We start from the raw sequence: 24,178 nt of genomic DNA, 5'->3' as shown, positions 1-24,178 counted from the left end.
TCGGGGCCCGGAACAGGGCATTTTTTTCCGGATATTCGTTTCACTTTCTAATAAAGCGGAGCGGATTTCCCGAAACGCCCAGTGCTGTCAGGACGATGGAGCAAGGGCCGGGGCGGGGCCGGACGGTTGGCACAGGCTTTGCTTGACATGCCTTGCCCGGCAGGCCGCAACCGCCGGAGCCGGCGCAAGCCGACACGCACCATTGTTGGCGCCGCTGCCAGGCGGCGCGAAACGGCGAGGCCCAAAAACAACGAAACGGGCCGCTGCCAACGGAGGGGATGTCATGAGTGGGCAACTGGACTACGAAATCAACAAGGAACTCGGCGAATGCTATTTGTTCATGGGCGACCTGGACAAGGCCGAGGAGTATTACGGCAAGGCCATGACCAATAACGGCGTGCACCCCGACCCCTATCTGGGCCTGGCCACCATTGCCGTCCAGCGCGGCAAGCTCGACGAGGCCATGGTGCTGTACCGCAAGGCCTCCTCCATCGAGGCCGACGACCGCTCCCTGTCCGGCATGGCCCTCATTGAGATGGAGCGCGGCGAAGCGGCCGAGGCCTTCACCCATTTCAAGGGCGCCCTGACGAAGAATCCTGAAAATCTCGTGGCTCTTTTCGGCCTCGTGCGTCTGGCCCATGCCGACGAACGCCTGGAAGAAGTCGTGCCCTATCTCCAGGATTATCTGGCCGTTGACCCCATCAAGCACGAGGTCCGCTTCACCCTGGCCGGCTGCCTGGTGAACCTCGGCCGCCACGCCGAGGCCGGCAACGAACTGGATCAGATCCTGCTCCAGGACCCGGCCAATGCCGCTGCCAGGGAACTGGCCGAGGAACTCAAGCGCGTCGCCGCCTAGTTTCCCGCCCTTTACGCGGATATCCCCTCCAGGACGTCCGGCCCGGGGTCTGCCCCGGCCGGACGCCCCGGGACGGTATGGCCCGCGCCCTTGCCAAGCCGGCCGCTTTATGCCACCTCGCTTGAAAAAGTGAGGTCCAGCATGGATTTTCTGCCCATCAAACGGGCGCTTTTAAGCGTCACGGACAAGACCGGCCTGCCCGAACTGGCCCGGTTTCTCAGTGCGGCCGGGGTCGAACTCGTCTCCACCGGCGGCACCCGGAAACTGCTCACGGAAGCGGGACTGCCCGTGACCTCCGTCAGCGACGTGACAGGTTTCCCCGAGATCCTCGGCGGCCGCGTCAAAACCTTGCACCCAAGCGTCCACGGCGGCATCCTGGCCGACAAGGACAACCCCGAACATCTGGCCACTCTGGACACGCACGGCATTGCCGCCTTTGACATGGTGGTGGTCAATCTCTACGCCTTCGGCAAGGCCCTGGAGAAAAAACTGCCCCTGCCCGAGATGGTCGAACAGATCGACATCGGCGGCCCGACCCTGCTTCGCGCCTCGGCGAAAAATTTCGCCTCCATCCTGGTGGTGCCGGACCCGGCCTTCTATGCCGAAGTCATGGACACCCTGGCCCAAAACGGCATGAAAGCGCCGCTTCCCCTGCGCCAGAAAACCGCCGCCGCCACCTTCCGCCAGACCAGCACCTATGACGACGCCATCGCCGCCTACCTGGCGAATGCCTAGCGCAGCGAGACAGAGAAGAAAGAGAAGATGCCTCCGGCGGCCAAAGGGGTGACCCCTTTGGAATCCCTCCTGGAGGAGTTTGATTTGACTGTGGGCGTTGCTGAGCCGGAGAGCGGCAGTTTGCGTATGGAAAAGAGGCGAGGAGGCCCTGGCCGTTGGCGCTTGATGGGAAGCACCGTTGCTTCGGCGGCCGGGGGCCTGAGGCCCCCGGACCCCCCAAATGGGTAAGGGGGGGCGGCGTTATCGCCAGGGCGAACGGCTCGTCACCCCCCGCATCTCCCTGGCGTCTTCCGGCCGGGCCGGTTTGTTGCCGGCCCCGGCCGGCTGCGCCCTGCCCCGGGCCGCAGTGCTGCGGGCAAGGCCTCTTTGGTCCTCTTTTCGGACATCGTTTTCAACGCGTTGCCTGCCCCTTGGGACAGGCTTTTTCTTTGCGTCCGGCGTAACGTTTAACGCGTACAGTCTTTGTGGTAGTAAAACCTGCCTGTGGCCGACACACGCCTGCGCAACAGGGCTGGTGTGCAGGCAAACCGGCCATCATCGCCGCAGCGTTGGCGGGCCGTTGCCAGGGCAACAACCTGCCGCGCTGCAAGTGGACAGATAGTGCAGGCTGTGGCATACAGATAGCCTAGCCAGCCGTTGCGTTCCCGCGGTTGATAAACCAGTCAGGAGGGAACGAGATGCGCCTGTCACTTCGCGCGAAGTTTTTCGGCCCGATCCTTGGCATCGTCATCCTCGGCATGGCAACCCTGGTGTATTTCAATGACCGAACCGTCAAAGCGGCCTTTAAAAACGTCGAGAGCGAGTCCATGGCCCTTTTGAGCCAGGCCCTGTCCAAGGACATCAACGATTCGGTCAGCGCCAATACCAAGCTGCTTGGCAGCTTCGCCACCGCGCCGCTGCTCATGGCCGCCGCCCAGGGCCAGGATGTGGCCGCGGCCAGCGCCCTGCTGGCCACCATGGGCAAGGGCATGACCGGCGCGGATTACGCCAACGTCTTTAACGCCACCGGCCTGGCCACGGCTTCGTCCACCCCGGCCGCCATCGGCAAGGTCCAGGTCGACGACCGGGATTACTTCAAACTGGTCATGCGGGAAGGAAAGAGCAATGTGGTCTCCAAGGCCATCATCAGCCGCACCACCGGCAAGGCGGCCGTGGTCCTGGCCCAGCCCGTCAAGGACGCTGCCGGCAAGACCGTCGGCGTGGTCAATACCGGCATGGATCTCGAGTCCCTGACGGCGGACCTGGCCTCCACCAAGATCGGCCAGACCGGCTACGCCTTCATTCTGGACGGCCAGGGCATGGTCCTGGCCCATCCCGACAAGTCCCAGCTCATGAAGACCGACCTTGCGGCCACGGATTTCGGCAAGCGCCTCCTGGGAAGCACCGGCACCGCCGTCCTGGAGTACCGCGACGCCGCCGGCGAGCATCTGGCCGCCGTCACCCGCGACGCCAGGACGGGCTGGCTGGTGGTGGTCGAAGCGCCGCTGGCCGAATTCAATGCCTTTGCCGACGCCGCCACCCGGCAAAACGCCGGCATCGCCCTGGGCCTGGCCGTGGCCATCCTGGTGGCCATCATCGTGTTGCTCGGGGTGGCTGTCCTTGGCAAGTTGCGGGTCTGCGTGGAGTTTGCCGCGGCTGTGGCCAAGGGCGACCTGAACCGCCGCCTGGACATCAATTCCGGCGACGAATTGCAGACCCTGGGCGAGGCTCTCTCGGCCATGACCGCCAGCATCAAGGCCAATCTGGCCGAGGCCCACGCCAAGGGCGGGGAAGCCATGGCCCAGGCCGACCGGGCCGCCAAGGCCCTGGAAGAGGCCCACGCCGCCCAGGAGGCGGCCGAAGCCGCCAAGAGCCAGGGCATGGCCCTGGCTGCCGACCGGTTGCAGGGGGTCATGGAGGCGCTCACCGACGTGGCCGAGCAATTGTCGCGGGAAATACGCACGGTCACGGCCTCGGTGGAGGAACAGGAACGCCGCACCACGGAAACCGCCACCGCCATGGAAGAGATGAACGCCACGGTCCTTGAGGTGGCCAGGAATGCCGCCGAGGCCTCGTCCAAGGCCGACGCCGCCCGGGGCCAGGCCATGGAGGGCCGCACCGTGGTCGAGCGGTCCATGGCCGCCATCAGCCGGGTGGATACCGTGTCCCGCGAGGTCAAGGCCGGCATGGACGAGCTCGGGGCCAAGGCCCAGGCCATCGGGACCATCATGAACGTCATTTCCGACATTGCCGACCAGACCAACCTGCTGGCCCTAAACGCCGCCATCGAGGCGGCCCGGGCCGGCGAGGCCGGGCGCGGCTTTGCCGTCGTGGCCGACGAGGTCCGAAAGCTGGCCGAAAAGACCATGACCGCCACCAAGGAAGTCGGGGCCTCCATCGGGGCCATCCAGACCGGGGCCAGGGACAGCATGGCCAAGGTGGACGAAGCCACCCAGGCCGTGGCCAATGCCACGGCCTTGGCCGAGGAGTCCGAGGCGGCCCTGCGCGAGATCGTGGCCCTGGTGGACGACACCTCCTCCCAGGTCCAGGGCATTGCCACGGCGGCCGAGGAGCAGTCGGCCACCAGCGAGGAGATCAACCGGGCCGAGGAGCAGGTCAGCCGGCTGTCCTCGGAAATAGCCCAGGGAATGCGGGAATCGGCCGGGGTGGTGGAGTCCATGGCCCGGCAGGTGGACGCCCTGGAGGATTTGGTGGCCACCTTCCGCGACCGGGGCGACGGCAAGCGCCGTTAGCCGAGGCCGGCACCGGACGCCAAACAAAAGGCCCCGCTGCAGCGGGGCCTTTTGTTTGGAATAGTATTCCAAATATGCCTGGAAAAATGGAATCAATCCAATTCCCGGGCGGTCCAGATGCACCGGCCGATGATCTCGAAATCGTCGGCATCGGACACGAGCTGGATGTTGGCGTCGTTGTCGGAAACAATGCCGAGCTGGCCGGCGACGTCCACCAGCCGCTTGATGTACATCTGGCCGTTGTGGCGCAGGTAGTAGACCTTGTTTTTGACGAACTGGCGGCGGCCTTCGTCGATGAGCACCACCGAACCGTCGGTGATGGTCGGTTCCATGCTGTCGCCAAAGGCCCGGATGGCGGTCATGTATTCGGGATTGCCCTTGGAGCGGATCCAATCGGTGCGAAAGCTCAGGTAGGTCAGCGTGCGGTCGCCGGTCTCGGTGGAGCCGCCGCCCATGGAGGCCGTGGCCTCGCGCAGCGGCACCTCGGTGTAGCCCGATTCCCGCGTCTCCCGCGAACGCAGGTCGCGCAGCATGGAGCGCAGGGCGGCGTGTTCCCCGCCCCCGCCCCGGCCGCCGCCGCCGGCCTCGCTGCCGCCGTAGGCCGGCTCGCGCACCTGGCAGCGCCGTGTCAGCGGCCCCTCGGCCGGGTAGGGCATGGCTTCCAGTCGCTGGCGGCCAAGGGTCATCATGTCCTCATAGGGCAGCTCGAAAAATTCCGCGAACCGGCGGCGCAGCCGGGCCTTGGGCACCTGCTTGCCGGCCAGGATCTTGCTCACATAGCCTTGGCTCACCCCGACAAAGGCGGCCAGATCACCCTGGTTGGCCTCTTCCACGGCGGTCAGTTCCACCAGGGCCTTCCAGAAATACTGGTCCTCCTCGGTGCGAAACGGGCCGTCTTCCGGGCCGGGCGGGGGCGTAGCCGGACGTATCATGTTCGGATTGTGCCCCAGGCGGGGAGAGAATGTCCATTCCTTTTTTGGAATAATATTCTTGACAAATATTCCAATTAGGAATATTTCGTCACGCAGGCAAGGCCGCTGTTCCACTCAAAGACCACGGAGACGGTTGCAATGCGTGAAGCCGAATTGGAGGCCACATTGGCGCAGAGCCTGGGAGAAGAAGCCGCCCGGGCTGCCCTGGACGCCCTGATCGCCGCCTGGGGCGGTTGCCGGCTGGATATTCCAAACGGGACCTCGTCCCGCAAACGTCGGCGTGATGCCGAGATCAGGCGACGCCACCGCGACGGCGTGGACCTGTTCGCCCTGCGCGACCTGTACGGACTGTCCGACCGACATCTGCGGCGCATCCTGTACACAACCCATTAGCCGGGTTGCGGTCCGCCCTGCCCACCGCCGGACCGGCTGGTCCGGCGGTTTTTTTAGGACAAGGGAGTGTGCGGGAAGAGGGAGAAGAGCCTCCGGCGGCCGGGGGCCTGAGGCCCCCGGACCCCCCAACGGCGCGCGTCGGCCGGCTGGGCCGTCCGAAACCTTGGGGGCCTGGGCGCGGCCCTACAGGATCGGCGAAAACAGGCGGCTCATCATGACGCCGATTTTAAACACAAAGGACCGGTCCGAGTAGTCCTCGGCCGTGGCCCGGACGCACTGGGTGAAATCGGCCAGCAACATGGTCTCGACTGCGGCAATGAAACCCGGATCGGCCACGGCCAGGGTGATTTCGAAGTTTAAGCGAAACGAACGATTGTCGCAGTTGGCCGTGCCCACGCTGGCCATGGTGTCGTCGACCAGGATGACCTTCTGGTGCAAAAAACCGTCCTGGTAGCGGTAGAACTTGGCTCCCAGGGTCTCCAGGTCGGTGAGATAGGAAAACGAGGCCAGATAGACCATGTGGTGGTCGGCCTTTTGCGGCAGCATCACCCGCACGTCCACCCCGCGAAGCACGGCCAGTTGCAGGGCCGAGACGATTTCCCGGTCCGGCACGAAATACGGCGAGACGATCCACAGCCGGTCTTTGGCCGCCGAGATGGCCTGGAAGAAAAACAGGTCGCAGGATTCGATGTCGTCGGCCGGGCCGGTGGGCAGGACCAGGGCCGACATCTCGCCGCCCGGAGCCGGACGCAGGTCCCAGGCCAGGGTCGGCGTCTCCCGGGTGGCCCAGTACCAGTCCTCCAGGAAGGTGAGCTGGACCAGGGCGGCGGCCGGTCCCGCGATGCGCACGTGGGTGTCGCGCCAGTGTCCCAGGCGGGGATTTTGGCCGAGATATTCATCCCCGACATTGTGGCCGCCGAGAAAGGCGGTGGTGCCGTCGACCACCACGATCTTGCGGTGGTTGCGGAAGTTGAGCTGCAGGCGGTTTCGCCAGCCGAGCGTGGTGTTAAACGGCGAGATTTTCACCCCGGCCCGGACCAGTTCGGCAATGTAGCTGGCATCGAGTTTGTGGCAGCCGATCTCGTCGTAGAGCACGCGCACGGCCACCCCGGCCCTGGCCCGGGCGATGAGCCGTTCCTGGAGCCGGCGGCCGATGGTGTCGTCGCGGATGATGAAAAATTGGACCAGGACGTAGGACTTGGCCGCGTCGATGGCCGCGAAGATGGCCTCGAAGGTGGCCTCGCCGTCGATCAGCAGGCGCACGTCGTTGCCGGCGGTAAAGGGCAGTTCGGCCAGCCGTTCCAGGACCGGAAAAAGGCTTGGCAGGCCCGGAGCGTGGCTGTCCGGGAAGGCCCGGCCGGCATTGAGTTCCGGGGCCATGGCATTGACGATGCGGTCCCCGGCCCGGCGCGAGGCCACATAGCCCTGGAAGCGGTTGCGCCCGAAAATCCAGTACAGCGGCACGGCCACATACGGGAAGGTGATCATGGCCATGACCCAGGCCATGGCCCCCTGGGACGAGCGGGCAGTGAAAAGGGCCCGGGAAGCCGAGGCAATGCCGATGAGGTGGCACAGGCCGAGTATGACGAACAGCACGAGGCCTCCCCGGCCGGCACTGGAGCGACGCACAAACGCGCATTGTTCTTGACCGGCCTTTGCATCCTTCTATACGCACAGGGCAGTCCCGGCAAGAAACGCCGCGATCCCACGCACCCCAACCGGAGACACCCATGTCCGAACATATGCTCAATTTGCCCCTGGCCGCCCCGGTGTATGCCGGCAAAACCCTGGTCGGGCGGGTCGAACACGTCATTGTCGATCCTTCCCATGGCCGGGCCACCTGGCTTGTGGTGCGCGAAAACGCCCTGCCCAACACCCTGCGCCTGGTTGCCGAGAAGTTCGTGGCCGAAACGGGCGCAGACGGCGTGCACCTGTCCTGCGACGCCGCCAAGCTGGCCGCCATGCGCGAATACGTGCTGACCGAATACTATCCGCCTGCGTTTTTCCTGCATCTGGCGGCTGACGAGAAGTGCAAACTGCCGCTAGCCCCGTCAGGCTGGACCATCGAACGCCCGGCCACGCCGGCCGGTTCGGTCGCCCTGGCCGGCCACGAGGCGGTCTGGGCCACCGACGGCAAGGTGGGGCGGCTCGACGGCGTGCACGTCGAGGCCCACACCGGCCGGGTGATCGAACTGCTGCTGCGCCAGGGCCATCTGTGGGGCGCGCGCGAAGTGGCCATCCCGGCCGGGCTGGTCGCGGCCTACGAAGACGGCATCGTGCGTTTGGCTGTCGATACCGCCGCCATCGGCGCGCTGCCGTCGGTGTAAAGGGGAGGCCGGAGACGGGGAGGCAGGAGGCAGGAGAAAGATGCCTCCGGCGGCCGGGGGCCTGAGGCCCCCGGACCCCCCAACGGAAGAAGTTCTTCGAGGAGTTCTTCGCGTGGGCTGCTCGTCCGGGCGGTTTTTGAACGGGAGAGCCGAAGCATACGCTTGATGTGCAACACCGTTGCTCCGGCGGCCGGGGCATGATCCCCCCGGACCCTGCAAAGAGAAAAGTTTGGGGACGGGTGGTTTGCGCTGGCGGGTGAGCCGTCGTCCTGGGCGTACGCGCGGCCATAACGGAAAAAGCCGGCCCGTCTTCCCTGGTGGGGAGGACGGGCCGGCTTTTTGACGGGCTGTAGGCGACGTGGCCGGGGCTACTGGTGGACCCGTTTGCCCGGGGGCGGCGGGACATCGGCCTGGCTGACGAAAAAGCCGCTGCTGTAGGCCATGGCCTCGCTGGCGCAGACCTTGACGGCGTCAAGCTCCAGGCCCAGCCGGCGGGTCAGTTCGGATAACCTGGCCCAGTCGGAATCCTCAATGCACTCGGCCAGATCGAGCAGAGGCTGGTATTCGTTTTGCGAATCCCGGCGCAGGGCGGACTTGAGCTTTTCATCCAGGGGCAGATGCTCGGCCACCTTGCTCATGGGCAGGCCCAGGATGGCGTCGAGCAGGGAAAAAAGTCCGAGCAAAAAGAGCGTGCTGGGATTGAAATCCCAGAAATCGTAGCGCATGGTCACAAGTTCCATGAGCCGGGCGCGCTGCAGCGACAGTTCGGCCAGTTCACGGGGCATGTCGCCGCCCTGGGACATGTCGGCCAGAAGCACCGCCCGCAGCCAGTTGCGGATCTTGATGCTGCCAAGGACCATGATGGCCTGGCGGATGGACTGGATTTTTTGCGGGAATCCGAAAGCGGCGCTGTTTAAATAGGACAAGAGCCGAAAGCTCACGGACACGTCGGCGGAAATGGCTTCGGCCAGGGCGTCCACGTCCGGGTCCTCGGACTCGATCAGGGTGAGCAGTTGGAACCGGCTCATCTGGTGGGAGGTGAGCTTGCGTTCGGCAATGATCTCGGGTTCCTTGAAGAACCGGCCCTGGAACAGGGCAAAGCCGGCGGCCTTGAGGCTTTCGAAATGGTCCAGGTTGGCCACCCGCGAGGCCCACAGGGTGGCCTTGCCGCCCCCCTTGCGGGCGATGGCGGCAATGGCGGCCGGATCGCCTTCCTGGCCGGCGTCGAAGCACCAGACATCGGCCAGTTCGGCCAGCTCCGGCAGGTCCGGGTGGGCCGGGCCGACGTCCACGGCCAGGGAATAGCCGTCGCTGCGCAGCCGGTTGGCGGCGTCCAGGACGGCCTTGGTCTGGGTCACCCGGCCGATGAATTTGACCACGCCGTGGGCCGGGGGCAGGGCATAGGGGGCCTGGGCCAGGAAGCCGGCCTCGTCAAACGGGGCCACCACCTTCTTGCCGCGCTCCACGGCATGTTGCACCCCCATGTAGGACGTGGAGGCCAGGGAGCCGGCCAACTGTTCCTGGTCGGCAAAGCAGGCCAGGGCGGCGCAGGCTTCGGCCCCGCCCTGGATTTCGTAGCCCCATAGCTTGCGCTTGACGTCGAAGAGCGCCTGTTTGGTGAAAAAAAACGGACTGGCGCCCTGCTGGCCGCTATCGCTCATGATCGACCCCGGTCTCGGTTGACGTTTGGGTGCGGCAAAACCAGGCTGGTTTGTCTCAAACATGCCCCAGGCGCGTGGCGTTGACAATGGTTTTTCCTGATTGTTGGCCGCGTCGCCGCCTCAGGCCCGGCCGTCCGGGCCCGGCTGGCCGGACGGGGCCGGCGCAGGCAGGGTGAAGGTGAAGGCGCTGCCCCGGCCCAGGGTGCTTTGCACCTCGATGGTCACGCCGTGGGCGAAGAGCACGGCCCGCACCAGCGACAGGCCCAGGCCCAGGCCGCGTTTGGAGCGGCTTTTGTCGGCCCGGTAGAGGCGGTCGAAGATGCGGGGAATCTCGTCGGCGAGCATCCCTTCGCCGGTGTCGGCCACCCGGACCGCCACCCCGCCGGGCACCTGGGTGGCGGCGATGGTCACCTGACCGCCCTGGGGCGTGTACTTGACGGCGTTGTCCAGCAGGTTGGCCAGCACTTGCCGCATCCGGTCGGCGTCGGCCACCACCGGCAAAGGGCCGTTGGCCTGGCCGAGCAGGGACACCTGCTTGGCCTCGGCGGCGTATTCGTAGAGTTCCACGGCGTCGGCCACCAGGACGGCCATGTCCACAGGCCCCAGGTGCAGGCGCATGGCCCCGGTCTCGGCCTCGGAGATGTCCATCAGGATGCCGAGCATGGACACCATGCGCCGGGTTTCCTCGGCGCAGTCGAGCAGGGCTTCGCGCAGTTCCTCGGGATCGTTTTTGGTGGCCGCCGCCACTTCCACGGCGGCCAGGGTGCGGGTGGCCGGAGTGCGCAGGTCGTGGGCCACGTTGTCGAGCGCCTCGCGCATCCCGGTGATAAGCGTGCGGATCTTGTCCAGCATGGCGTTAAAAAGCCTTGCCAGTTCGCTCAATTCGTCATCCACCCCCACTTCCGGCACCCGGGCGTCCATGCGGCCGGTGTCGATGGCCCGGACGGTGTCGATCAGGTCCTTTATCGGGGTGAGCACCCGCCTGGCCAGGACAAAGCCGGCGGCCAGGCCGATCAGAGCCACCGGGACCATGATGCCGGCAAAGATGACCCGGAAGCGGGCGAGGAGTTCCTCGCGTTCACTGGCATCCTTGCCGAGATAGACCGCCCCGCCGCCGGGCAGGGTGCGGCAGGCCACCTCGTTCAGGCTCCCCTCTTCGGCCGGGTCGGGCAAGAAAAACCATTGGACGGACTGTCCCGGGGCAATGGGCAGGGTGCCTGGCAGATGCGGGGTCTCGTCCGGGGCGAGGTCGATCAGGGGTGTGCCGTCCGGGGCGTCCACGCGCAGCAGATACTGCTCGGTGTCGATGTTTTCCCGCTCCAGGTGCAAAAAATCGAGCAGGCCGGAAAGGCCCTTTTTCTGGCTCACCGAAACATATTCCCGCAGCTTCTGGGTCATGGCCACCCGGTCGCCTTCGCGCACGGCCCGGGAAAGCAGGGAATAGGCCAGCAGGAAAAGCGTGACCGAACTGGCGATGAAAATGAGGGAATACAGGCCGGTGAGACGAAGGGTGGTGGACCGGAACAGCGGCCGCCTACTCCTTGAGAACATACCCGACTCCGCGCAGGGTATGGAGCATCTTTTTCTCGTAGTCCCGGTCGATCTTGTTGCGCAGCCGGCATACCAGCACGTCGACCAGATTGGTCTGGGGATCGAAGTGGTAGTCCCAGACATGCTCCATGATCATGGTTTTGGAGAGCACCTTGCCCGGGTTTCGCATGAAGTATTCGAGCAGGGCGAATTCGCGGGGCTGGAGCTGCACCGAGGTTTCGCCCCGGGTCACGTCCCGGGTCAGCAGATTCATGGACAGTTCGCCGACGGTCAGGCGGGTGGGTTCGGCGGCGCTGGTGGCCCGGCGGATGAGCGCCTGGACACGGGCCAGCAGTTCGGCAAAGGAGAAAGGCTTGGACAGGTAGTCGTCGCCGCCGGTCTCCAGGCCCCGCACCCGGTCCTCCACCGACCGTTTGGCCGACAGGATGATGATCGGGGTCATGACCTTGCGCCGGCGCAGTTCCTCGATCACCTTGAGCCCGTCCATTCCCGGCAGCATCACGTCGATGATGGCCACGGAATAGGGTTCCGTGGCGGCCAGATGCAGGCCGTCCGGACCGTTGGCGGCATGGTCGGCGGCAAAGCCGCTTTGCCGCAGGCCCCCCAGAATGAAGGAGGCAATTTTTTCATCGTCCTCGACGAGGAGGATGCGCATGGGGCGGTCGTCCTTTGGGCTTGAGTGGGCGGCCGGGCTGTCGGGCGCCGGCTGCCGTGTGTGCTGGCTATCGTTATACATAGCCGGGCACATAATGACCAGCGGAGGGTTAGGCCATGGTTTTCAGCCTTTTTTCATTTCTGTAATTGGCTGGTAAGAGTAATGTAACGTATTGAAATATTCATGAAAATACATGTCAAGGCTGTAATGGGACCGTAAGCGGCCGGCAAGGGAGGGGGGCCTAGACCGATGCCTGTCGAAGCGTCGACCCGGTACCCCGGTCGATGCATGAGGATGGTTCCCGCTGCCGGGAACCCCCTGTGGCCGGTTGGGGGAGCTTTCAGTCAAAACGTTTACCGTTGAAGGAGACTATATCATGAAGAAGGTCATCATTTTCACCGTCGTGTCCTGCCTGCTCGCCACCTCCATGGCTTTCGCCGGCACCAAGAAAAAGACCAAAAAGACCACCAAGGGCGACACCAGCAGCTACTCCGAGGTGCTCAAGGCCAAGAAAAAGGCCAAGCCCGCCACCACCAACTAGAGCTTTATCAGGGTTGCGGCGGTTTGCGGCCTGCCGGACGTCGCCGCACCGAGGCCGGGGGAAACCCCGGCCTTTTTTGTGGTCTCCGGCAGGGTCCCGCAACGCCCGGCCACGGATTGACAAAACGGGTTGTTTCGCGCACTTTTGGGCATTCAGAAGCGCCTTGCCGTTTTGCCGCCTGCGGCCGCCGCAAGGCGATCGAATTCGCTTTTGCCTAAAGGACCGGTATGCCCATGCCCATGATTGAATTTCACAACGTCCAGAAGTGGTACGGCGATTTCCACGTGCTCAAGGGCATCACGGATTCCGTGGACCAGGGCGAAGTGCTTGTCATTTGCGGCCCGTCAGGGTCGGGCAAATCCACCCTGATCCGCTGCGTCAACCGCCTGGAAGAATACCAAAAGGGGCATATCCTCTTTGACGGCCACGATATCCACGGCGACGACGTGGACGTCAACCGGCTGCGCTGCGACATCGGCATCGTGTTTCAGCAGTTCAATCTCTATCCCCACCTGTCGGTGCTCAAAAACATCACCCTGGCTCCGGTCAAGGTCAAGAAGATGCCGCGCAAGGAAGCCGACGAACTGGGGCTGGCTCTCCTCGAGCGCGTCGGCATCCACGAACAGGCCAAGAAATTTCCGGCCGAACTCTCCGGCGGCCAGCAGCAGCGTGTGGCCATCGCCCGAGCCCTGGCCATGCAGCCCAAGGTCATGCTCTTTGACGAGCCGACCTCGGCGCTGGACCCGGAAATGATCAACGAAGTCTTAAATGTCATGAAGGATCTGGCCCGCGACGGCATGACCATGCTGTGCGTCACCCACGAAATGGGCTTTGCCCGGGAAGTGGCCGACCGGGTGGTCTTCATGGACTTTGGCGAGATAGTCGAAAGTGCCGCGCCGCTGGAATTCTTCCGCAATCCCCGGCACGACCGCACCCGGCTTTTCCTCAAGGAAATTCTCTAGCGCCAGAAGCGGGCGTTGGCCCGCGAACCCTCAAAACGCCTAAAGGAGGCTCCCATGCGCATTGCAGCCCGGATTACCGTCCTTGCCTGCCTGCTGACCCTCGTTGCGGCCATGCCCGCCCTGGCCGGCAAGCTCGACGACATCAAATCGCGCGGCACGCTTGTCGCCGGCGTCAAGGACTCCCAGCGTCCCTTCGGTTTCGTGGATGAGAAGTCCAACCAGATCGTGGGCTTTGAAATCGACCTCATGGCCGCCCTGGCCCAGCGCCTGGGCGTGAAGCTGGAACTCAAGCCCGTGACCTCCTCCACCCGCATCCCCATGCTCACCCAGGGCGCCGTGGACATCGTGGCCGCCACCATGACCCACAAAAAAGAGCGTGAGGATCAGGTCGACTTCTCCATCACCTATTTCATGACCGGGCAGAAACTGCTTGTCAAAAAAGACGGCGGCATCAAGTCCGTGGCCGATCTGGCCGGCAAAAAGGTCGGTTCCGTCAAGGGTTCCACCTCCGAGCAGAACGTGAAAAAGGCCCAGCCCGACTGCACCGTCATCTCCTTTGAGACCTACCCCGAGGCCTTCCTGGCCCTCAAGCAGGGCAAGGTCCAGGCCATGACCACGGACGAGTCCATCCTGGTCGGCATCAAGAACAGCGACGACAAGCCCGAAGCCTGGGACATCGTCGGCGAATACATTTCGCCCGAGCCCTACGGCCTGGGCCTGCCGGAGAACGATTCCGATCTGCGCGACTTCGTCAACCTGGCCCTCATGGACATGTGGGAAAAGGGCGAATACCAGAAGATCTACGAGAAGTGGTTCGGCAAGGACACCAAGGATTATATCCCCCTGACCTGGAAGATGGAGCTTTGGCCGTAGCCGAGGCGGGGAAACGACGTTTGCCACGCGGCCGGGGGGAAATCCCTCCGGCCGCCCTTGCGCCGGGGCTTGCTCCGGCCACCCTTTGGGGATGACTCTTGGCGTATCAATTCGATTTCGGGCAGGTGGTCAGCGGGGAATACGGCCAGTGGCTCCTTTCGGGCCTGGGCACCACCCTGCACATCTCCGGCATATCCATCGTGCTCTCCCTCGGGCTTGGCACCATGGTGGCCGTTTTGCGGCTGTCCAAGGTGCGCCCGCTGGTCTGGCTGGCAGCCTCCTTTACGGAATTTTTCCGCAACACGCCGCTTCTGGTACAGATTTTCTTCTGGTATTTCGGCTCGTACAGTGTGCTTCCCGACGCCGTCAACGAGTGGCTCTACGCCCGCGACTTCGAGTTCGCCTGCGGCGTCATTGCCCTGACCGTCTACACCGCCGCCTTTATCGCCGAGGAAATCCGGTCCGGCATTTTTTCCATCCCCAAAAACCAGCTCGAAGCCTCCCGGGCCTGCGGCCTGTCTTTTCTCCAGGCCATGGCCTACGTCATTTTGCCCCAAGCCTTCCGGGTCATCATACCGCCGCTTATTTCCCAGTTCCTGAACCTGATCAAAAACTCGTCCCTGGTCATGACCATCGGCGTTATGGATCTGACCTACATGGCCCGGCAGATCGAGGCCCACACCTTTCACGGCTTTGAGGCCTTTACCGTCTCGACCCTTATGTACCTGACCATTTCGTTGATCGTGTCGTTCTCCGTCAACCTCTACAATCGGTACGTGCTGCACGTCCGTTCACGGTAGGAGGCTGACGATGCATTGGGACACCGTTTACAAAAATTTCGACTACCTGCTTATCGGGGCCTATCCGCAAGGACCGCTCGGCGGTCTGGCCATGACCGTCATCCTGGCCGTCGCCGGCATCTTCGGCGCGTTCTGGCTGGGCCTGGGTTGCGGCCTCATGCGCATCTCCAAAAAACGCCGGCTGCGCTGGCCGGCCATGGCCTTTATCGAGATCATCCGAGGCACGCCGCTTCTTATGGTGGTGTTCTGGTTCTATTTCCTGGCTCCGGTGGTTTTCGGCCACAGCCTGCCCGAGGCCGAAAGCGCCCTGATTGCACTCATCGTCTTCACCAGCGCCTACATCGCCGAGATCGTCCGGGCCGGGGTCGAGGCCCTGCCCAAGGGCCAGATGGAGGCGGCCCGAGGCTCGGGCCTGTCGCATGTCCAGGCCATGGTCTTCATCATTTTGCCCCAGGCGCTGTTCAACATGATCCCGTCTTTCGTCAACCAGTTCGTTTCCTTGACCAAAGACACCTCGCTGGCCTTTATCATCGGGGTCAACGAACTGACCAAGGCCGCAACCCAGGTCAACAACCGCACCCTGACCGCGCCAACGGAAATTTTCATCACCATCGCCCTGCTCTATTTCGTCATCTGCTACTGCCTGACGGAATTCTCCCGCTACCTGGAACGCCGCATCAACCGTTACCAGGCCCGGGGCCGGTAGAAGACGAAGGCGAAGGTGAAGGCGAGGGCGAAGGCGAAGATGCCTCCGGCGGCCGGGGGGATGATCCCCCCGGACCCCTGCAAAGGGGGAAGTTTTTAAGGGGATATGGCAGGGCGCAGTAAACCCTTGCCTTCCAGGAGGGATTCCAAAGGGGTCACCCCTTTGGCCGCCGGAGGCACTCTTAGAATTCAAGATGCCCTTTATCCGGGAGCGCCATGAAATACGTTGCCATTGCCTGTATCGCCGCGATGCTGGCCTACTGCGGCTATCTGACGCTGCTCTATGTCGGCCAGGACGGCATGGTCTTCCCCGGACGGGTGGCCAATCCGGCCCGGGTGGAGGAGATCAGGCATTATTATCCGCGCCTGGAGCCGTTTGCCGTCACCGCGGCCGACGGGGCAACCCTTCGCGGCTACTATCTGCCGCGGGAACGCGATGGCCGGCTGCAGCCTGCCGTGCTGTATTTTTCCGGCAACGCCGAGGAGCAGACCGGCTTTTTCCTGTGGTCGCCCAACGAACTGCGGGCCTATACCGTGGCCGGGGTGGATTATCGGGGCTACGGCGGGTCTGACGGCAAGCCGTCCGAAGCGGCGGTCAAGGCCGATGCTCTGGCCGTCTATGACGCGCTGCTGGCAAAGCTCGGCCCGGACGGGCGCATTGTGGTCATGGGTCGAAGCCTCGGTTCGGGCGTGGCCGCCTATGTCGCCGCCAATCGGCCGGTGGCCGGCATCATCCTGATTACGCCCTACGATTCCCTGGCTGCCGTGGGGCAGGCTGCCCACCGGTTTGCCCCGGTGCGGCTCTTGATGAAACATCCCTTTGACGTGGCCCCGGACGCGGCCCGGATCACGGCTCCGGCCCTGTTCCTGGTGGCCGGCGACGACCATCTCATCCCGCCGGCCCGGGCCGAGGCCCTGGCCGGGCTGTGGCCCGGCCCCAAGACCTACGAGGTCATTGCCGCCGCCACCCACAACAACATCCTCGACAGCCCCCGCTACTGGCAAATCATCCGGGAATTTCTCAAAGGGTGTCTGGGTTCGTCCCTTCCGGCGGCGGCCCCTGAAGCTGCGTCCGGCGCGGCGTCCTGATCGGCCCGGTCGGGCCGGCCAAGTCGTCCTGATAAAGGGATGGGTCCGTGTCGGCCAAGTCGTCCCGGAGCGCATCGTCCGGGGCGCTCGCGTCCGGGGCACCGCCTTCGTGCCGCGTCACCCGCACGCCCGGCCCGCTGCGCACCCGGCCAAGGATGGCCGTGGTCAGCTCGCCCAGGCCGTCGCGGGTTTTGGCCGAGAGGGTTATGGCCTCGGGAAAGACATTGCGCAGCGGCGCGCGCAGATCCTCGGGCACGGCGTCCCATTTGTTGAGCACAAACAGGCGCGGCACATCCCCCAGCTCCATCTCTTGTAAAATGTCGGCCACGGCAGCGGCTTGCGCTTCCACCTCGGGATGGGAGGCGTCGGCCACGGCAATGAGCAGGTCGGCCGCTTCCAGTTCTTCCAGCGTGGCCCGGAAGGCTTCCTTGAGTTCCTTGGGCAGCTCGCGGATAAACCCGACGGTGTCGGTCAGGATGATCTCCTGGTCGCTGGGGAAACGCAGCCGGCGGCTGGTCGGGTCAAGCGTGGCGAAAAGCCGGTTTTCGGCCAGCACGGCACTGCCGGTCAGGGTATTTAACAGCGTGGATTTGCCGGCGTTGGTATAGCCGACCAGCGACACCACCGGCAGTCCGGCCCTGGCCCGGCCGGCCCTGGCCGCGGCCCGGCGCTTGCGCAATTCCTTCAGCTCGTCCTTGATGCGGCCGATCCGTTCGCGGATGCGCCGGCGGTCCACCTCAAGCTTGGTCTCGCCCGGTCCCCGGCCGCCGATGCCGCCCATGAGCCGGGACATGGCCCGATCCTGGCGCACGAGTCTGGGCTGGAGGTATTTGAGCTGGGCCATCTCCACTTGGAGCTTGCCCGAGCGGGTGGCGGCGTGCTGGGCAAAGATGTCCAGAATAAGCTGGGTGCGGTCGATGACCCGCAGCTGCGTCACCTCGGCCAGGTTTCTGATCTGGGACGGGGACAGTTCGCCGTCAAAGACGAGGAGCGACGCCCCGGCCCGCAGGGCCGCGATCTCGATTTCGGCCAGCTTGCCCTTGCCCAGGAGAAATTTCGGATTGACGGTCGCCACCCGCTGCACCACCCGCTCGGCAATGTCCAGGCCGGCCGTGTCGGCCAAAGCGGCCAGCTCATCGAGGGAGGCTTCCTGGGTCGCCTTGGGGGAACTGGCCACGCTGACCAGCACGGCGCGGTCCCGGCCCGAGGCGGATTTGCCCGGCGTGTCGATGCGCTCGCCCTCGCGGGAAAGCTCGGCTTCCAGCGCCTCGGCCAGGGCGGTGAAGTCCTCATCCACCCGGTCAAAGGGGCGCGGCGGCAGCACGTCATAGGGCGCATCCCCGGCTCCCGGCGGCAGCAGGTGGGCCACATGCAGGGCGACCGGCGCGGCCAGGCCGTCGATGGTCAGCGCCGCGACCGAGTCCAGGCGCAAAAAGAGCATGTCGGTCAGGTCTTCTTCGTTGAGCGGCTCGCCGGAGAGGTGGACGTGCAGCAGGCGCAGTCCGCGCAACCGGCCGGCGCTTAAGCGCGCCCGGTCGAGTTCCGGGATGAGGATGCCCTTCTGGCTGCCGACGATGATGTGGGCCGGGCGGCCTTTGCGGTCGATGAGCAAGCCCACCTGCCGGCCGATGCCGTAGGCGATGGCGGCCAGTTCCCGGGCCTGATCGATGGTGTAGCCGCCAACGGAGGGATACCGCCGTGTTCCCAGCCGTTCCAATGCTTTGAGCTGACTGGGCTTGAGCCCGATCACATTGCCGATGACCTTGGCAGCGATGGCGAATCCTTTTTGTTGGAGGGGGTGGGGGAGCGGTTTTTCCGTCAGGCGGGGGCCCGTCTGTCGTGAAGAAACCGCGATGGAGCCATATATCGCGGGAACGGACCTTCCGGCAAGGGGGCGCGGGGGCCGGACCGGTTCAGGGTGTGAACAGGAGCTTGTCTCCGACCTGCCACAGTTGCGCCCCGCCGGTGAGCCGGATTTGGAGGGTGGCGGGGTCCTGGCCGACGTTTATGGCGTACCGGGCCGCCACCGGCGACCACTTTCCGGCCAGCCCCTGGAGGGAAAAGATCTCGCGGCCGTTCCCCTGGGCATCGAGTTGGGTGACGGTCACCCTGCCGTCGTCGGCAACGCGGGGATAAAAGACCAGCCGGCCGCCCGGAGCCGGGAGGGTGGCCGTCACGGTGACCGGCCGATCCGGGGAGGCCTGGGCGAGGGTGACGGCCTCGTCATGTTCGCGCAGGAGTCGGACGTTTTCGGGCTGGTCCACCACGTAGGATTGCTTTGGACCGGAGCGCAGAAACCCGGTGCCCTGGTAGGATTCCAGGAGCCGGCCTTTGAGCCAGGCGGTGATGGCGTTTGCGGCAGGGCCTTTGGTGTGTTCGTCGTAGAGGGAGACAAAGAGTTCGCTTAGGCGCAGGCCGTGCCGGTTGCCGCTGACGGCGTAGGGCGTGCGCTGGCGGCAGACGAGCTGGGCGCGCAGCCGCAGGCGCAAAAAGGGCTGGGGCACCTCCAGCTGGAGGAGGGAGAACTTGGCGGCATTGGCCGTTTCGCTGACGGTGGCGCGCTGGTAGGGGCCGTCGTCGTAGGCGTACTCCAGCACAATGGTGTTGCCCTCGCCCGGATTGTCATAGGCCAGACCGATTGCCAGATTGCCGGGAAGGAGGCCGGCGTCGTTTCGGACTTCGTATTCCACGATTCCGGGCGTGTCGTAGCCGGTGGGGGAGAGGGCGAAGCCGCCGGAGGATTGGATGGCCAGATGCGACAGGGACCGGGCGCGCACATACACGTCATCCGGGGCGGCGGTGAAGGTGGCCTCGAAGGGCAGGGCGCGCAGGCTCGCGCCCGGTGTTCGCGCCAGGGAAAAGGTCAGGCCGTGCAGGGCGTCCAGGCGAAACGGCGTTGCGGCGCTGCCCTGGTCGCGCAGTCGGGCCACGGCCGGCCACAGGTCGCCAAAGCCCGGACGCAGGGACAAAAACGTGACGTCGGCAGTGGCATCCTGCGGCCCGACCGTCTGGTTCTCCAGGATGTTGTCCGCGACAAAGCGCCGGTAGTACCAGTTGGTTGCATCGGCGATGAACGGGTCCTCCACGACAATGAGATCCTTTGCGTGGAAGCGGCTGGCAAATTCCCTGCCCATGGTTTTAAACGTGCCGAAGTCCCACCAGGTGATGATGTTGGACTCGGTGCGATAGAGCTTGTCGGCCTGCTGGACACAGGTGGCCAGGGCCAGGGCTGCGGCCAGGGCCGGCGCGGCTGCCAGACACAGGCCGCGTTTCCCCAGGCACAGGAAGGTTGCGCCCAGGCTGGCCGGCAGCAGCAGCACCGGCAGCATGAAGCTTACGTGGGTCGGGAAGTAGTACGAAGCGTATCGCTTGGCCATGATGGCGGCCAGGGGGACGAGGACAAAGGCCAGGGGATAGACGAGTTCCCGCGGACGGGTCCGGGCCAGCCGGAAGAGTCCGAGGCCAAGCAGGCCGGCCAGGAGGGCCAGCAGCCAGCCGGTGTGAAAGAAATCAAACAGCCCGGCCAGGTTTTCCAGGGTCTTGGCCAGGACCTCGCCATAGGGCAGCGGGTCTGACACATCCGGCCGGTCCAGCAGGGTTTTGACAAAGACCGGAACCAGGGGGACGAAGGTCAGGCCGCTGGCCCCGAGGAACAGGGCCACCTGCTTCCAGGAGATGCGCCGGCTTACGGCGGCGCTGGCAAATACGGCGGTCTGCGCGCCGAGGATAAGGATGCTGACGAGGTGGAGCAGCACCAGGGGCGCGTTGGCCAGGCAAAAATGGGCCAGGGTCCGTCTGGTGGGATTGGCGAAGTAGCGCCGGAGGTAGAGATAGCTCAGGCAAAGCAGGGCAACGAGCACGGCATAGGGCCGAACCTGTCTGGAAATCCAGATATGCAGGGGGTTTGAGGCCAGGAGCGCGGCCGCGAACAGGCCTTCGTTGGCGCTAAACGATTCGCGTACGATCTTGTAGACCAGATAGATCGAGGCAATGCCGGCCATGGCCGAGGGGAGCCGCACAATGGCGTCGGCATCGCCGAACAGCAGGAACAGCTTGAGGAGCAGGTGGTAGGTTGGCGGATGCACCTCGATGGTCATGATCCATCGGAAAAGATAGGGCAGGGGAAAGGAAGCGCCGAAGGTGGCCTGGATTTCGTCGGCCCACAGCGACGGTACATCGAGATGATACAGCCGGGCCAACGCGCCTATGCAGAGTATAAGGCCAAGCGACCAGCCTGTGGCGGTCGAGCCGGGAGTATGCGGGGTGTTCGGTTGGGGCATCGTCAAGGCGTGGGCAGGCTGCGCCGAGGGAAGGTTCCTGCGGCCCTGTTGGGATTATTTTGGGTCCGGGCGGCACTATCCAGCCCTGCGCCAGGGTGCGGCTGTCCGGGCACAGCCGTCGCGCGCCAAGCAAGCGGCTCTATACCCGCAAGCCCGAAATCCGGCAAGAGGCCGGGCCGGGCTCCCACAACGACAAGCGGGTGGGGACGACCCCGCCCGCTTGTGATTCAACGCGCCTGTACGCCCCCTAACAAATCTCCCCGTACGTCAACCGCTCCTCATATTCCGCCTGCTTGCCCTTGTTCCACAGCGACACCGGACGATAGTACCCCACGATGCGGGTGAACACTTCCGAGGCTGCGCCGCAGTCCGGACACTCGAAATGCTCGCCTTTGATGTAGCCGTGGGTCTTGCAGATGGAAAACGTCGGCGTAATCGACAGGTAGGGGATTTTCGTCATGGTAAAGGCCTTGACGATAAACGACTTGAGCGCCTCCACATCAGCCACGGCTTCGCCTAAATAGGTGTGGAACACCGTGCCGCCGGTATAGAGCGGCTGGAGCTTGTTTTGATGCTCCAGGGCGGCAAACACGTCACGCGACAGCCCGACCGGCAGGGTGGTCGAATTGGTGTAATACGGCGTGCCGTTGCCCGAGGCCTTGATGTCGGCGTACAGCGATTTGTCGATCTTGGCCAGACGGTAGCTCGTGCCTTCGGCCGGGGTGGCTTCGAGGTTGTAGAGGTTGCCCGTCTCCTCCTGAAAGCCGGCGGTCAATGTGCGCAGATGCTCCAGCATCCGGGTCATGAGCCGCACCCCGGCATCGGTCTCGATGCCCTTGCCCAGGAGGTTCAAGCAGGCCTCATGGCCGCCGACCAGCCCGATGGTGGAGAAATGGCCCTTGAAGCCGTTGGTCAGGTAGCGCTTGGTCCAGGGGAAAAGCCCGCGCTCCAGGTTGTCGCTGATCATCTTGCGCTTGAATTCCAGGGCATCCTTGGCCAACTCGGCATATTCGCCGACGAGATCGAGAAAGTCTTCCTCGCCCTGGGCCAGAAAGGCCAGCTTGGGCAGATTGAGCGTCACCACGCCGACCGATCCGGTCAGGTCGCCGGCCCCGAAAAGCCCGCCCACCTTGTTGCGCAACTGGCGCAAATCCATCTGCAGCCGGCAGCACATGGAGCGCACGTCTTCCGGCGAGAGGTCGGAATTGATGAAGTTCTGGAAATAGGGCGCGCCGTACTTGGCGGTCAATTCCAGCAGCAGCCGGCCGATCTCGCCGTCCCAGGGAAACTCGGCCGTGATGTTGTAGGTGGGGATGGGAAACGAGAATATGCGGCCGTCAAAGTCGCCCTCGCCCATGACCTCCAAAAAGGCCCGGTTGATCATCTCCATTTCCGGCCCGAAGTCGCCGTAGACCGCGTCCTGCAGTGTGCCGCCGATGATGACGGCCTCGTTGGCCAAGTGCTTTGGCGGGGCCAGATCAAAGGTGAGGTTGGTAAACGGGCTTTGCCCGCCCCAGCGCGAGGTGGTGTTGAGGTTGAAGATGAACTTCTGCATGGCCTGGCGCACTTCGCGGTAGGTCAGCCCATCGTGGCGGATAAACGGGGCCAGATAAGTATCGACGTTGTTAAACGCCTGGGCGCCGGCCCATTCGTTTTGCAGCGTCCCCAGGAAATTGACCATCTGGCCGAGGGCCGTGTCGAAGTGGCGGGCCGGGCCGGCGCTGGAGCGGCCCTGGAGATTGAAGCCTTCCAGCAGCAGATCGCGCAGGCTCCAGCCGGCGCAGTAGCCGGCCAGACCGAAGGACAGGTCGTGGATGTGGAAATAGCCGTGCTCGTGGGCGGCCCGGGCCTCTTCGGGATATTTGCCAAGGGCGTAGCGGGCCTGCACCGTGCCCGAGAGGTGGAGCATCAGTCCCTGGAAACTGTGGGTCATGTTGGCGTTTTCCGCCACCCGCCAGTCGGTCTTGGCAATGTAGTTGTCGATGACGTCGGCGATGTCGAGGAAGGCGGCCTTTTGTTCGCGCAGCTCCCGGCGTTTTTCCCGGTAGACGATGTAGCGCCGGGCAACGCCATAAAGGCGCGACTCCATGAGCACCAACTCCACGGCATCCTGGACATGCTCCTGCTCGGGCACGTCGTTGCCAAGCTCAGCCAGCTTCCCTTCAACCTTCCCGGCCAGCCGGGTGGCCAGGAGCGGGTCCTTGATGCCGCTGGCCTTGAGGGCTTTCAAGATGGCCTGGGCAATGCGCTGGGTGCTCCACGTCTCCAGACAACCGTCGCGTTTGCGAATCTGCTTGGGCATGGTTCCTCTCCTCCCCGTGGCTGGCAATCGGCCTGAAAGGTTGCAAGGTGAGCGCGTGTCCGGCCGGCAGCAGCGACCCGATCTCCCTCAGGTCGGCCTCGGACAGTTCGGGCACACGGGTGGTGCGAAACTGGATGCGCCCGGCATGGGACGCGGCCAGGGCAAAGACCTGCTCCAGGCAGGCGCGGGCTGTGGCGGCATCGACCTTGTGGCCGGTTGCAAGCGGATAGTCGGCAAAGGGGGCTTTGACGTCCACGGCCAGGTGCACGTCGGGGTGGCCGGCTAAGAGCTCGGCCAGGACATCCGGGCGCAGGCCGTTGGAATCGACCTTGACCGGCAGGCCCGAGGCGGCAACGGCTGTGGCCAGATCGACCAGCCCCGGAGTCAGGGTGGGTTCGCCGCCGGTGATGACCAGTCCGTCGAGCCAGCGTTTATGGGTTGCCACAAAGCGGCGCACGTCTTTCTCGGCCACAAGCGGCCCGGTCTGGGGCGACCAGGCCAGGGCGGCGTTGTGGCAGTGGGGACAGCGCAGGTTGCAGCCGCCGAAAAAAAGCACGGCGCTCAGGCGTCCCGGCCAATCGCAAAGGGACATGGGCTCGATGCCACGCACGAGCTTCCAGGCGGATGTGTAGGTCATTTTGTAAACGATGCCGAAATGATAGAAAGATTGTTCGACCCCCGGCCCGCTCCCCAACGCGCCGAGGCTGGGACGTCCCCAACACTCCCCAAGCCGCTTTCGTCATACGCCCGGGACCGATGAAATCAAGGGGCCGGCCGGCTTGCC

General features: G+C 64.6%; 20 protein-coding genes. 11 read left to right on the top strand and 9 right to left on the bottom strand.

Annotated features, from left to right (window positions below):
- The first annotated feature begins 283 nt into the window (after positions 1–283).
- The 3 genes from DVDV_RS01805 to DVDV_RS01795 all read left to right on the top strand — a co-directional run bounded on the left by DVDV_RS01805 (position 284) and on the right by DVDV_RS01795 (position 4,323).
- Positions 284–856, top strand: coding sequence for a lipopolysaccharide assembly protein LapB (locus DVDV_RS01805; RefSeq protein WP_075353013.1), 573 nt, complete (start codon positions 284–286; stop codon positions 854–856).
- A 141-nt stretch (positions 857–997) separates the two neighbouring features.
- Positions 998–1,591 carry an IMP cyclohydrolase gene (locus tag DVDV_RS01800; protein WP_075353012.1) on the top strand — a complete coding sequence of 198 codons (594 nt, stop codon included), beginning with the start codon at positions 998–1,000 and terminating at the stop codon, positions 1,589–1,591.
- 677 nt (positions 1,592–2,268) lie between these two features.
- Positions 2,269–4,323, top strand: coding sequence for a methyl-accepting chemotaxis protein (locus DVDV_RS01795; protein ID WP_075353011.1), 2,055 nt, complete (start codon positions 2,269–2,271; stop codon positions 4,321–4,323).
- A gap of 92 nt (positions 4,324–4,415) precedes the next feature.
- Here the strand turns inward: DVDV_RS01795 and DVDV_RS01790 are convergent, their stop codons facing one another.
- Positions 4,416–5,255 carry an XRE family transcriptional regulator gene (locus DVDV_RS01790; RefSeq protein ID WP_075353010.1) on the bottom strand — a complete coding sequence of 280 codons (840 nt, stop codon included), beginning with the start codon at positions 5,253–5,255 and terminating at the stop codon, positions 4,416–4,418.
- Between the two features lie 138 nt (positions 5,256–5,393).
- Here DVDV_RS01790 and DVDV_RS01785 point away from each other — a divergent pair, with 138 nt between their 5' ends.
- A complete protein-coding gene (locus DVDV_RS01785; RefSeq protein ID WP_043640180.1) occupies positions 5,394–5,648 on the top strand; it encodes a Mor transcription activator family protein in 255 nt (84 codons plus the stop codon).
- Positions 5,649–5,831: 183 nt separating this feature from the next.
- Here the strand turns inward: DVDV_RS01785 and cls are convergent, their stop codons facing one another.
- A complete protein-coding gene (gene cls, locus DVDV_RS01780; protein ID WP_075353009.1) occupies positions 5,832–7,244 on the bottom strand; it encodes a cardiolipin synthase in 1,413 nt (470 codons plus the stop codon).
- Positions 7,245–7,378: 134 nt separating this feature from the next.
- Between cls and DVDV_RS01775 the strand changes: the two genes are divergently transcribed.
- Positions 7,379–7,975, top strand: a complete 597-nt coding sequence (locus tag DVDV_RS01775; protein ID WP_075353008.1) for a hypothetical protein — start codon at positions 7,379–7,381, stop codon at positions 7,973–7,975.
- A 368-nt stretch (positions 7,976–8,343) separates the two neighbouring features.
- On the opposite strand, the gene DVDV_RS01770 is transcribed toward DVDV_RS01775, so the two are convergent.
- The 3 genes from DVDV_RS01770 to DVDV_RS01760 all read right to left on the bottom strand — a co-directional run bounded on the left by DVDV_RS01770 (position 8,344) and on the right by DVDV_RS01760 (position 11,842).
- A complete protein-coding gene (locus DVDV_RS01770) occupies positions 8,344–9,636 on the bottom strand; it encodes an EAL and HDOD domain-containing protein (RefSeq protein WP_075353007.1) in 1,293 nt (430 codons plus the stop codon).
- Positions 9,637–9,756: 120 nt separating this feature from the next.
- On the bottom strand, positions 9,757–11,187 hold the full coding sequence (locus DVDV_RS01765) for a cell wall metabolism sensor histidine kinase WalK (RefSeq protein WP_075353006.1): 1,431 nt from the start codon (positions 11,185–11,187) through the stop codon (positions 9,757–9,759).
- Positions 11,171–11,842, bottom strand: a complete 672-nt coding sequence (locus DVDV_RS01760; protein ID WP_075353005.1) for a response regulator transcription factor — start codon at positions 11,840–11,842, stop codon at positions 11,171–11,173. Before DVDV_RS01760 ends, DVDV_RS01765 begins: the two co-directional genes overlap by 17 nt.
- A 376-nt stretch (positions 11,843–12,218) precedes the next feature.
- Here DVDV_RS01760 and DVDV_RS22615 point away from each other — a divergent pair, with 376 nt between their 5' ends.
- The 6 genes from DVDV_RS22615 (at position 12,219) to DVDV_RS01735 (ending at position 16,812) form a co-directional block, all read left to right on the top strand.
- Complete coding sequence (locus DVDV_RS22615; RefSeq protein WP_175577041.1) at positions 12,219–12,383, top strand: hypothetical protein; 165 nt, start codon at positions 12,219–12,221, stop codon at positions 12,381–12,383.
- Positions 12,384–12,616: 233 nt separating this feature from the next.
- Positions 12,617–13,345: an amino acid ABC transporter ATP-binding protein gene (locus DVDV_RS01755; RefSeq protein ID WP_075353025.1), complete on the top strand. Its 729-nt coding sequence runs from the start codon at positions 12,617–12,619 to the stop codon at positions 13,343–13,345.
- Between the two features lie 54 nt (positions 13,346–13,399).
- Positions 13,400–14,218 carry an ABC transporter substrate-binding protein gene (locus DVDV_RS01750; protein ID WP_075353004.1) on the top strand — a complete coding sequence of 273 codons (819 nt, stop codon included), beginning with the start codon at positions 13,400–13,402 and terminating at the stop codon, positions 14,216–14,218.
- Between the two features lie 98 nt (positions 14,219–14,316).
- Positions 14,317–15,018 carry an amino acid ABC transporter permease gene (locus DVDV_RS01745; RefSeq protein ID WP_075353003.1) on the top strand — a complete coding sequence of 234 codons (702 nt, stop codon included), beginning with the start codon at positions 14,317–14,319 and terminating at the stop codon, positions 15,016–15,018.
- Positions 15,019–15,028: 10 nt separating this feature from the next.
- The gene (locus DVDV_RS01740) at positions 15,029–15,724 is read left to right on the top strand and encodes an amino acid ABC transporter permease (RefSeq protein ID WP_075353002.1); all 696 of its coding nucleotides are present in this window, start codon (positions 15,029–15,031) and stop codon (positions 15,722–15,724) included.
- 215 nt (positions 15,725–15,939) lie between these two features.
- Complete coding sequence (locus DVDV_RS01735) at positions 15,940–16,812, top strand: alpha/beta hydrolase (protein ID WP_075353001.1); 873 nt, start codon at positions 15,940–15,942, stop codon at positions 16,810–16,812.
- Here DVDV_RS01735 and hflX read toward each other — a convergent pair.
- The 4 genes from hflX to DVDV_RS01715 form a co-directional block, all read right to left on the bottom strand.
- A complete protein-coding gene (hflX, locus tag DVDV_RS01730) occupies positions 16,745–18,481 on the bottom strand; it encodes a GTPase HflX (RefSeq protein ID WP_254845191.1) in 1,737 nt (578 codons plus the stop codon). The two genes, DVDV_RS01735 and hflX, sit on opposite strands and share 68 nt — an antisense overlap.
- Before the next feature lie 244 nt (positions 18,482–18,725).
- A complete protein-coding gene (locus DVDV_RS01725) occupies positions 18,726–21,092 on the bottom strand; it encodes a glycosyltransferase family 39 protein (protein ID WP_083634541.1) in 2,367 nt (788 codons plus the stop codon).
- A 247-nt stretch (positions 21,093–21,339) separates the two neighbouring features.
- Positions 21,340–23,337, bottom strand: a complete 1,998-nt coding sequence (locus DVDV_RS23100; protein WP_254845190.1) for a ribonucleoside triphosphate reductase — start codon at positions 23,335–23,337, stop codon at positions 21,340–21,342.
- On the bottom strand, positions 23,255–24,031 hold the full coding sequence (locus DVDV_RS01715) for an anaerobic ribonucleoside-triphosphate reductase activating protein (protein WP_075353024.1): 777 nt from the start codon (positions 24,029–24,031) through the stop codon (positions 23,255–23,257). Before DVDV_RS01715 ends, DVDV_RS23100 begins: the two co-directional genes overlap by 83 nt.
- Positions 24,032–24,178: the final 147 nt, after the last annotated feature.

It is taken from the genome of Desulfovibrio sp. DV (assembly GCF_001936595.1).
Lineage (GTDB): Bacteria > Desulfobacterota > Desulfovibrionia > Desulfovibrionales > Desulfovibrionaceae > Solidesulfovibrio.
This window is presented reverse-complemented; position numbering and strand designations above follow the sequence as displayed.

Excerpts from the sequence above, each read along its gene's own strand:
- DVDV_RS01805 (WP_075353013.1), top strand. The coding sequence starts at position 284 with ATGAGTGGGCAACTGGACTACGAAATCAACAAGGAACTCGGCGAATGC.
- DVDV_RS01800 (WP_075353012.1), top strand. The coding sequence starts at position 998 with ATGGATTTTCTGCCCATCAAACGGGCGCTTTTAAGCGTCACGGACAAG.
- DVDV_RS01795 (WP_075353011.1), top strand. The coding sequence starts at position 2,269 with ATGCGCCTGTCACTTCGCGCGAAGTTTTTCGGCCCGATCCTTGGCATC.
- DVDV_RS01790 (WP_075353010.1), bottom strand. The coding sequence starts at position 5,255 with ATGATACGTCCGGCTACGCCCCCGCCCGGCCCGGAAGACGGCCCGTTT.
- DVDV_RS01785 (WP_043640180.1), top strand. The coding sequence starts at position 5,394 with ATGCGTGAAGCCGAATTGGAGGCCACATTGGCGCAGAGCCTGGGAGAA.
- DVDV_RS01775 (WP_075353008.1), top strand. The coding sequence starts at position 7,379 with ATGTCCGAACATATGCTCAATTTGCCCCTGGCCGCCCCGGTGTATGCC.
- DVDV_RS01770 (WP_075353007.1), bottom strand. The coding sequence starts at position 9,636 with ATGAGCGATAGCGGCCAGCAGGGCGCCAGTCCGTTTTTTTTCACCAAA.
- DVDV_RS01765 (WP_075353006.1), bottom strand. The coding sequence starts at position 11,187 with ATGTTCTCAAGGAGTAGGCGGCCGCTGTTCCGGTCCACCACCCTTCGT.
- DVDV_RS01760 (WP_075353005.1), bottom strand. The coding sequence starts at position 11,842 with ATGCGCATCCTCCTCGTCGAGGACGATGAAAAAATTGCCTCCTTCATT.
- DVDV_RS22615 (WP_175577041.1), top strand. The coding sequence starts at position 12,219 with ATGAAGAAGGTCATCATTTTCACCGTCGTGTCCTGCCTGCTCGCCACC.
- DVDV_RS01755 (WP_075353025.1), top strand. The coding sequence starts at position 12,617 with ATGCCCATGATTGAATTTCACAACGTCCAGAAGTGGTACGGCGATTTC.
- DVDV_RS01750 (WP_075353004.1), top strand. The coding sequence starts at position 13,400 with ATGCGCATTGCAGCCCGGATTACCGTCCTTGCCTGCCTGCTGACCCTC.
- DVDV_RS01740 (WP_075353002.1), top strand. The coding sequence starts at position 15,029 with ATGCATTGGGACACCGTTTACAAAAATTTCGACTACCTGCTTATCGGG.
- DVDV_RS01735 (WP_075353001.1), top strand. The coding sequence starts at position 15,940 with ATGAAATACGTTGCCATTGCCTGTATCGCCGCGATGCTGGCCTACTGC.
- DVDV_RS01725 (WP_083634541.1), bottom strand. The coding sequence starts at position 21,092 with ATGCCCCAACCGAACACCCCGCATACTCCCGGCTCGACCGCCACAGGC.
- DVDV_RS01715 (WP_075353024.1), bottom strand. The coding sequence starts at position 24,031 with ATGACCTACACATCCGCCTGGAAGCTCGTGCGTGGCATCGAGCCCATG.